Annotated in this window: 6 protein-coding genes; 3 read left to right on the forward strand and 3 right to left on the reverse strand. The window is 64.1% G+C overall.

The features are described 5' to 3' along the window. Positions 1 to 285: 285 nt before the first annotated feature. Both creC and creB read right to left on the reverse strand, forming a co-directional pair. Positions 286 to 1716, reverse strand: a complete 1431-nt coding sequence (creC, locus tag F2P45_RS33260) for a two-component system sensor histidine kinase CreC (protein ID WP_166882494.1) — start codon at positions 1714 to 1716, stop codon at positions 286 to 288. Then, positions 1713 to 2423 (reverse strand): two-component system response regulator CreB, encoded by a 711-nt coding sequence (creB, locus tag F2P45_RS33265; RefSeq protein ID WP_166882495.1) that lies wholly within the window; start codon positions 2421 to 2423, stop codon positions 1713 to 1715. Before creB ends, creC begins: the two co-directional genes overlap by 4 nt. Before the next feature lie 217 nt (positions 2424 to 2640). On the opposite strand from creB, the gene F2P45_RS33270 reads away from it, so the two are divergent. Further along, positions 2641 to 3336, forward strand: a complete 696-nt coding sequence (locus tag F2P45_RS33270) for a PEP-CTERM sorting domain-containing protein (RefSeq protein WP_166882496.1) — start codon at positions 2641 to 2643, stop codon at positions 3334 to 3336. 6 nt (positions 3337 to 3342) lie between these two features. Here F2P45_RS33270 and F2P45_RS33275 read toward each other — a convergent pair whose 3' ends face one another. Beyond that, positions 3343 to 5226 carry an alpha/beta hydrolase family protein gene (locus tag F2P45_RS33275; RefSeq protein WP_166882497.1) on the reverse strand — a complete coding sequence of 628 codons (1884 nt, stop codon included), beginning with the start codon at positions 5224 to 5226 and terminating at the stop codon, positions 3343 to 3345. A 251-nt stretch (positions 5227 to 5477) separates the two neighbouring features. Here F2P45_RS33275 and F2P45_RS33280 point away from each other — a divergent pair, with 251 nt between their 5' ends. Beyond that, on the forward strand, positions 5478 to 6764 hold the full coding sequence (locus F2P45_RS33280; RefSeq protein ID WP_166882498.1) for an HlyD family secretion protein: 1287 nt from the start codon (positions 5478 to 5480) through the stop codon (positions 6762 to 6764). A 44-nt stretch (positions 6765 to 6808) separates the two neighbouring features. After that, positions 6809 to 8950 carry a peptidase domain-containing ABC transporter gene (locus F2P45_RS33285; protein ID WP_166882499.1) on the forward strand — a complete coding sequence of 714 codons (2142 nt, stop codon included), beginning with the start codon at positions 6809 to 6811 and terminating at the stop codon, positions 8948 to 8950. Positions 8951 to 9411 lie beyond the last annotated feature (461 nt).

Below are 9411 nucleotides of genomic sequence, written 5' to 3' on the forward strand. Positions count from 1 at the left end.
CGGGAAAGGCTGGTACTCGATCTGAAGACTTACCGACCTGATCGGACGTTCGACCGGGTCGTAAAAGCGAAAGCGCAGAGATATCCGGTAACCAGATTGAAGTCAAGCGCTTAACTTAACGGCATTACCCTCTAACCCCCTAAAAAAGTAGGGTATTCGAAGACTTAGAGTCAGCTCATTGCCATGGAAGGTCAAGCTCACTGATGGCGGCTGGAGCGTCGGCCAGGCGCTGTTTCTCTGATAAGTACGTCGGGAACGTCTTCCTCGCCGCAGCGCTGAACGCGCTCAGGAAACCAGCACCAGCGGCAAATGCAGTCGGGCGCACACGCCGGATGGCTGTGCGTTCTCGACCGTCACCGTACCGCCATGCAAGGCCATCACTTCGCGCACGAAGGGCAAGCCCAGACCCGTGCTTTTGGCGCCATCCGGGCGCGGCAGCGAGTAGAAACGCTCGAACAGCCGCTCGCGCGCGAACGCGGGAATGCCGGCGCCGCAGTCGCTCACGCTGATGATCACCTCGTCCCCCACGGTCTCGGCGCGCAGCGTGATCAGGCCGCCGGGCGGCGAGAAATCGATGGCGTTGTCGAGCAGGTTGCCCACGGCCTGGCGCAGCAGCAGCGGGTCGCCCTTCACGATCAGCTTGTCGATAAAGGTTTCCAGGGTCAGGCCGCGCGCCAGCAGGCGCGCCGACACATCGGCCCGCACCTCCTCGGCCAGGCTGCGCAGCGCGACCGTCTCCGGCGCACTCAGGCGCTGCTGCTTTTCCACCCGGATCAGGGCCAGCAGCTTGTCGATCAGTTGCTTCTGGCGCAGGTTCTGGTTCAGGATATTGTTCAGGAAATGGCGGCGCTCGGCGTCCGGCATGTCTTCCTGCATCAGCTCGGCCGAACCCTGGATCGCCGCGATCGGACTCTTGAGCTCGTGCGCCAGGGTGTGCATCAGCTCTTCCACGTATTCCTTGCCTTCGAGCTTGTTGCGCATCGCTTCGAGCGCGCGCCCGAGCGTGCCGATTTCGTTGTTGCCGAGCGCCGGCAAGGTAGCCTTGCGGCCCGCCTCGACATCGGCGATGTACAGCATCAGCACGCGCAGGGAGCGGTTGAGCCACCAGGCGAAGGCCATCCCGATCAACAGCGACAGCACCAGCAGCAGGGCGCCGCGCGTGAGGATGATGCGCTGGCTGCGTTCGACGAAGGGTTGCACGGTCGAGACCGGCTTGGCGACGGTCAGCACCCCGATGATGCGCTCGCCATCCATGATCGGCGCCGCCACGTGCATCACGGCGCTGGTGTCGTCGGACCTGGCGTCGCGCGTGCTGCGCGCGCCGTATTCGCCGCGCAGGGTCAGGTAGACATCGTTCCAGCGCGAATAATCCTTGCCCACATCGCGTCCGCTGGAGTCGAAGGTGACGCGCCCGTCCACATCGGTGATGTAGACACGGTAGTTCAGGTTGCGCTTGTTCAAGCCATCGATGGAAACGTCCACATGGCGCCGTCCGAACGACTGCAGGCGCGCCAGCATCTGGGAATCGTTCACGCGGCCGGCCTTGACATCGTCGGCGACCACTTCGGCCAGCAGGTGGGCGGTGTCGACCAGGGTGTCTTCGAGGGTGGAGCGCACGCCCGGTTTGACCTGGGCCACGAACACATTGAGTAAAAACCACGCCGCCAGCCCGACAATCAAGAAGTAGCCGAGCAGGATGCGCAGGCCGATTCTCATGTGCCTGCCAGGCTGTAGCCCATGCCGCGATGGGTCTGGATCGGATCGTCGGCCGGGTCGACCAGGCGCAGCTTGGCGCGCAGCGACTTGACATGGGCGTCGACGGTGCGGTCGAGCGTATCGGGGGCGTCGGCCCAGACCCGGTCCATCAGCTGCGCGCGCGAGAGCACATGGCCGGGACGCTCGCACAGGGCCTTGAGCAGCAGGTATTCGTAGCGGGTCAGGTCGAGCGTCTGGGCGCGGTACAGGATGCGCGCCTCGGCCTCGCGCAGCTCGAAGCGCGCCGCGGGCGTGGCGGGAATCGGCATGGGCACGGCGCAAGCGGCCGGCGGCGCCAGGCGGCGCAGCACGACCCGGATGCGCGCCACCAGTTCGCGCGGCGAAAACGGCTTGGTGACGTAATCGTCGGCGCCGATTTCGAGCCCGACGATGCGGTCGATCTCGTCGCTGCGGGCGGTCAGGAAAATCACCGGGGCGTTGCAGAACTGGCGCAGCTGGCGGCACACCTCGAAGCCGTTCATGTCGGGCAGGCCGACGTCGAGCACCACCAGCGCCGGCACGGTGGCCGGGTCGCTCTCGCGCATCGCTTGCAGCGCCTGCGCGCCCAGGCTCACGTGGCGCGCCACGAAGCCGTCCGTGCGCAGGGCGTAGGCGATGCTGTCGGCAATGGCCAGTTCATCTTCGACTATCAGGATCGTTACGGGCATGCGCGAGCGTCGGGAATGGTCATGCCGACAGTATCCGGGGCGCGGCCGGGCCAGTCAACCGCCGCCTGGCCGGCTGGCGTGTCGGGAAATCTTACAGATACTCATGAAATCTCTTCATAGAAAATCCTAAGCCGATGATACCAAACGACAATTTCCAAATGGCATGTTCTTTGCTTGTACACTATGCCATCTTAACCAAAGTATAAGAAAGAATATCTTGTCCTCAAAATCATTCTTCGCAATCGCCCTGCTCGCCTCGGCCTGGATCTCCAGCGCCCACGCCACCATTCTCACCACCACCTCGCGCGGGGTGGTCAGCAGCGTGTACCAGAACACCCTGGACGACTTCGGCCCGGGCAATCTGGTCGGCAAAAAATTCCAGATAACGCTCACCTTCGACGACCGCACGGCGACCCGCGACAGCTACCTGAACCAGTATGAAGGGCTGTACGGCCTGAATCTGTTCAGCGCCCGCATCACCGTCGACGGCGTCACGCGCGACTACCAGCGCACCGGCAGTTTCCAGCAGCAGACCGCCAACGGCGCCTCGGCCCAGAGCCCGTGGGGATCGGACCAGGCGTTTGCCGGCGTGAACTGGACCACGCGCGAAGAAAGCCTCTACGCGTATCACGGCATCGAATCGGCGGATCATTTTTTTGCGGGCGCCAACGCCAGCCTGACCACGCCCTTTTCGGCCACGCTACAGCCCGACCTGTACGAGTACGCAAGCAAGCAGGCCCAGTTCGGCCATACCGACGCGCTCTCGGGACGTTCGACGGTGTTTTATGGCGAGATCGAGGAGTTTTCGATGAGTACCGTGGCGGCCGTGCCGGAACCAGTCAGCCTGGGCTTGCTGGGCCTGGGCGCGCTGGCGATGCTGGGCGCACGCCGGCGCGGGCGCCAGCAGGCCTGAGCGGGGTCAGCGCGGCGCGCCCGCGCCGATGGTGCGGTCGAACAGTTTGAACAGGGCGCCGTAGAATTTCTCACGGTTCTTTTCATGGTAGATGCCATGGCCCTCTTCTTCCAGGATCATCCATTCGACTTCCTTGTTCGCTTCCTTGAGCGCCTTGTGCATGTTGCGGCCATGGACGATCGGCACGCGCCGGTCCCATTCGCCGTGGGCCAGCAGCACCGGCGCCGTGATGCGCGCCGCATGCCGGAGGGGCGAGACCTGGTCCAGCGCCTGCTTGCCGCCCGTGGCGCTGCCGGTCACGATGCCTCTGTACAAACGTCCGGTCGCCTGGGCGTTGACGTCGGAGTCGTCCTTGAGCATGTTCGCAATATCGCTGACGCCGGCATAGCTGGCGCCGCAGCGGTACAGCTCGGGCGTTTTGGCCAGGCCCCACATGGCGGCGTACCCGCCATAGCTGGCGCCGTAGATACAGATGCGCTGCGGATCGGCATGGCCCTGTTCGACCAGCCAGCGCACGCCATCGCTGATGTCATCCTGCATCGCCAATCCCCACTGGCCGTAGCCGGCTTGCATGAACGCCTTGCCGAAGCCGGAAGAACCGCGGAACTGCGGCTGCAGGACCGTGTAGCCGCGCGCGGCCAGCAGTTGCACTTCGGGATTGAAGGTCCAGCCGTCGCGTGCGGTTGGGCCGCCATGGATCAGGATCACGGCCGGCTTGATCGTGCCCGTTCTGGCCGGCAAGGTCAGATACGCGGGGATGCTCAGGCCGTCGCGCGCGGCGTAGCGCACCACCTGCACCGGCCGCATGGCCGCGACGTCGATCTCGGGCTTGGCCGATGCCACCTTGCGCATCGACGCGCTCGGCATATCGAGCAGGAACCACTGGCCCGGGTCGGTATCGCTGACGGAATGAATCAGCAACTTGCCGGTCAGCTTGCCCTCGATTAAGTTGAAGCGATCCGGCAAGGCGATATCGACGCTCTTCTGCATTGCCGCCCAGGCCGGATCGAACCATTCCAGCGAGGGCTTCATGCCGGCGCTGGCAACCAGGCGGAAGGAACCGTCTTCTTCGGTATCGGGAACGAAGATATCCTGGGTCGGGTGGCCGGCCAGCATGTCGGTGATGCTGCGGGTTTCCAGGCTGTAGCGGAAATAGGCATCGGTGTCGCGGCCCTGGCGCGACTGGACCACCAGCGATTTCTGGTCGCTTGCCAGGCTCTCCGGCCACCAGGATTCGTCGCTGTAGTCAAAGGTGGCCAGCTTTTCCCAGGGTTTGTCCTGGCCTGCGCGATACCAGTGGGTGTAGGTGGTGCTATCGGACCAGAACGCCGTGCTGATGGTCGTCACCACGCGCGCGTCGCCATTGGCGTCGAACACCCACGACACCGGCTTGCCGGGCATGTGGAAGTTGATCACCTCCGACTTATCCTGGTCGATGGTGATGCGGGCCACGTAGGCCGGCTCATAGTAGCGCCTGGCCAGGATGCGCGCCTTGCCGGCACTGTCGGGCGTGACATTGCCCATGTAGCGGCCGCCGATAAAGAGGATGTATTTGCCGTCCAGATCGACCATCTTCACCCCCTCTTCGGTGCTGACGGCCAGATAGGTGTCGTTGACCCAGCGCGCCGATCTCGGGTTCTTCATGCTGCCGCGCTGGATGTCGAGGAAGCGCGGCGTCAGGGTTGCCGTATCCATCAGCACCACCTTGCTGGCCTCGCCCTTGCGCGCAATCGCGGCGATGTGCTTGCCGTCGGGAGAGAGCTCCATCGACAGGTAGGCCGGAACACGCAATGCTTCCTTGATGCCGAGCACCGGCACCTCGGCCGCGCAGGCGGCGGACAGTGACAGGGCAGTGCACAGCATCAGCGTGCGCAAGGAAAAAACGATCATGGCGAAGGGTCCGATGGAGCAGGCGCGGCGTGCGGCTGCGGGGGCGCCAGTATAGCTTTGCCAATTGCGAACTGCAAAAAATGTGATCCGGCGCCAGCCATCGCGCTGTGGCTGTACCGCAGCCAGTGCCGCGCCTTGAGCGCGCTCAATCTTCCGGCGGTACGGTGTTGGACCGGCGCGAATAGCGGCCGGCTTGAATTGCCTTAGGTAAATATGCATGCAAGGATGGAGACGCCATCACCGGAGTGTCCATGCCTGATCCGTCATCGCCCGCCCAGGCGGAGCCATCGCCGCCGCGCCCCCTGTTCCGGCTGCAGGCGCTGGAGCACGCCGGCGCCCGCCAGTACGGCAAGGTCATCCTGGCACGCTCGCCCGGCCAGCGGGCACTGACCATCCTGTTCGCCGGCATCGCGCTGTCCATCGTGGCCTTCTTCCTCTGTTTCAGCACCACGCGCAAGGCCCAGTCGCAGGGATTGCTGCTGCCCACCGGCGGGGTGATCCGCGTGATTCCCGGCCGCGTCGGCGTGATCATGGAAAGGCGGGTGCGCGAAGGCCAGCAGGTCGCCGCCGGCGACGTGCTGTTCGTGTTATCCGGAAAACGCACGATCGCGGCGGCCGGATCGACCGAGCAAACCGTGGCCGCGCTGTTGAACCAGCGGCGCGACAGCTACCGCGCCGAGCTCGACAAGGTGATCGTGCAAGCGGCCCAGCGCGGCAGCGCGGCGCAACGGCGGGTGGACGATATCGGCGCCGAACTGGCGCGCGTGGCGGAGCAGATCGCGCTGCAGGAAGACCGGCTGGCCCTGGCCCACGAAGCGTTCGGCCGTTACGAAGGCCTGGCCCGGACCAACTATATATCGCCCAACCAGTTAAGCGAGAAGCGCGCCGAACTGCTCGATCAACGCCAGCGCCTGGCCGAGCTGGTGCGGATCAAGACGGTGACCGAGCGCGCCGCCACCGATGCGCGCGCGCAGATGCGGGACATCGCGCCGCAGGCGGACCGTGAACGCGCAGCCCTGGAGCGCAGCATGCGCGCACTCGAACAGGACCTGGCCGAAAACCAGGCCCAAAGCGACATCGTGCTGCGCGCGCCGATCGATGGCGTGCTCACCGCGCTGGCCGGCGACATCGGCCAGACCGTCACCCCGGAGACCAGCCTGGCGGCCGTCCTGCCGGCCGGCGCGCAGCTGGAAGCGGAGCTTTACGTGCCCTCGCGCCTGATCGGCTTCATCAAGCCCGGCATGGCGGTCTCGCTGCGCTACCAGGCCTTCCCCTATCAGAAATTCGGCCAGCACCTGGCGCGCGTGCGCGACGTGGCGCACACCTCGTCGCGCCCGGCCGACACCGCCCTGGGATCGGCCGGCGCAACCGAACCGATGTACCGCCTGCGCCTGACGCTGGAGCGGCAGTCGGTCCAGGCCTACGGCAAGCCGGTGCCGCTCAAGTCGGGCATGCTGGTCGACGCCAGCATCGCGCTCGACCAGCGCCGGCTCTACGAATGGGTGCTGGAACCCCTGTTCACCATTTCCGGGCGTTGATGAAAGGCCCGGACCGACCGCGTTCTCACGATATCGGAACCGCCATGCTTTTCCACGACCGCCTGCAACAAGCCTTCTGGCGCGGCAAATCGCTGCCCATCCTGCTCCAGACCGAGGCGGCCGAATGCGGGCTGGCCTGCCTTGGCATGGTCGCCAGCTATTGGGGGCACCGGGTCGACCTGGCCAATCTGCGGCGGCGCTTTGCAGTCTCGCTCAAGGGCGCCACCCTGCGCAGCCTGATGACCATGGCGCAAGCGCTGGCGCTCCAGCCGCGCCCCCTGAAACTCGAGCTGGACCAGGTGGCGCAGCTGAAGCTGCCCTGCATCCTGCACTGGGACCTGAATCACTTCGTGGTATTGAAATCGGTCTCGCCGACCCACGCCGTGATTCACGACCCGGCGGTCGGCATGCGCCGCCTGCCCTTATCGGAATGCGGCAAGCACTTTTCCGGCGTCGCGCTGGAGCTGCTGCCGTCGCAGCAATTCAAGCCGCAAAACGAGACCCAGCAATTTTCGCTGTATTCGCTGATGGGCGGCGTCACGGGCCTGAAGGGCGGGCTGGCGCAGATCCTGGTGCTCGGACTGGTGCTACAAGTGTGCGCACTGGTGGCGCCCTTCTATATGCAATGGATGGTCGACGAAGCGCTGCTCTCGGCCGACCGCGACATGATCACGGTGCTCGGCTGCGGCTTTTTGCTGCTGGTGCTGCTGCAGACCGCGGTCGGCGCGGTGCGCTCGTGGGTGACCACGGTGCTGTCGACCAATCTGAACGTCCAGTGGCTCAGCAACGCCTTCGGCCACCTCATGAAACTGCCGCTGTCGTATTTCGAAAAACGCCACACGGGCGACATCGTGTCGCGTTTCAGTTCGATCCGCGCGATCCAGGAAAGCCTGACCACCCAATTCGTCGAGGGCATCATCGACGGCTTCCTGGTACTGGGAACGCTGGCCATGATGGTCGCCTACAGCGGGCAGTTGTCGGCGGTGGCCTGCATCGCGGTGCTCATCTATATCGCCATGCGCTGTGCGATCTTCGGCAGCCTGCGCGAGGCCAATGCCGAACAGATTATCCACGCCGCGCGCCAGCAGACGCATTTTCTCGAATCGGTGCGCGGGGTGCAGAGCATCCGCCTGTTCGGGCGCCACGATGCGCGCCACGCGGGATGGCTCAATACCCTGGTCGACCAGGTCAATGCCGAATTGCGGATCGCCCGGATGGCGGTGTCGTACCAGAGCGCGAATACATTCTTGTTCAATACCGAACGGGTGATCGTGATCTGGATGGCGGCGCTGCTGGTGCTCGACAACCGCTTTTCGGTCGGGATGATTTTTGCCTTCATCAGCTACAAGGACCAGTTCAGCAGCCGCATGGCCAGCCTGGTCGACAAGGTCTTCGAATTCGCCATGCTGCGCCTGCACGGCGAGCGCGTGGCCGATATCGTCCTCTCCGCGCCAGAAGAAACAACGGTGGAATGCGAGATCGATCCGGCATCGGTCGCGCCATCGGTCGAGCTGCGCAAGCTGTCGTTTCGCTATGCCGACGGCGAACCGTTCATCCTGCGCGACCTGGACCTGACCATTCCCGCCGGCCAGTGCATCGCGGTGACAGGGCCGTCCGGCTGCGGCAAGACGACCCTGATGAAACTCGTGCTCGGATTACTGGAGCCGACCAGCGGCGAAATCCTGATCGGCGGGGTCAAGCTGGGCCACTTGGGCTTGTCGAATTATCGCCAGATGATCGGCACCGTGATGCAGGACGATCATCTGTTTGCCGGCTCGATCTCCGACAACATCAGCTTCTTTGCCGAAACGCGCGACGAGGAGCGGGTCCATGGCTGCGCCCAGGCCGCCGCGCTGCACGCGGAAATCATGGCCATGCCGATGGGCTACAACACGCTGGTCGGCGACATCGGCACCGGCCTGTCGGGCGGACAGAAGCAGCGCCTGCTGCTGGCGCGCGCGCTGTACCAGACGCCGCGCCTGCTGGTGCTCGACGAAGCCACCAGTCACCTCGACGTGTGGAACGAAGTGGCGGTCAACGCTTCGATCCGGCAACTGAACCTGACCCGCATCATCGTCGCGCACCGGCCGGAAACCATCGCCATGGCGCAGCGGGTGGTGGTGTTGCAGCAGGGGGCGATTTGCCAGGACATTGCGCAGGACGATGCGGACAAGATGTGCGCATGAGGCGCGCATTACGCGACCTTACGTGACGAGTATGCGCCTTGTTGGCGAAGACCCTTCACCCGTCGAGCGGGGGGCTTTCAACTTGAATATGCATGCGCTTACGGAAAGTTGAGACTGCTTGTCGCAGTCGGGATAGTTTGATCTCTTATACCAACAAATCGGTGAATACTACCGCCCCCCAAAAGGCCACGTATAGCCGTCATTTTGGCATAAACCATATGTGCAACCGAATTGCACAGTATGGAGAGACCTCCACATTCCACGGCCTATAGACGCAACTTGCAAACTCCGGATCATTCAAGGTAGTCAAGAATATGATTTCGCATAAGAAAATGGTAACTATTCAGCCGCTATGCAACTGATGGGATAGGCGCGCCGACAAATGCGCGCTGTAGCACTGCGAGCATGTTGTGGCCCTGTTTTCGCAGGGTATCGAGGCAAGAACGGATGACGCAGAAATG

The sequence above is a fragment of the Massilia mucilaginosa genome (assembly GCF_011682145.1).
GTDB classification, from domain to species: domain Bacteria; phylum Pseudomonadota; class Gammaproteobacteria; order Burkholderiales; family Burkholderiaceae_D; genus Telluria_A; species Telluria_A mucilaginosa.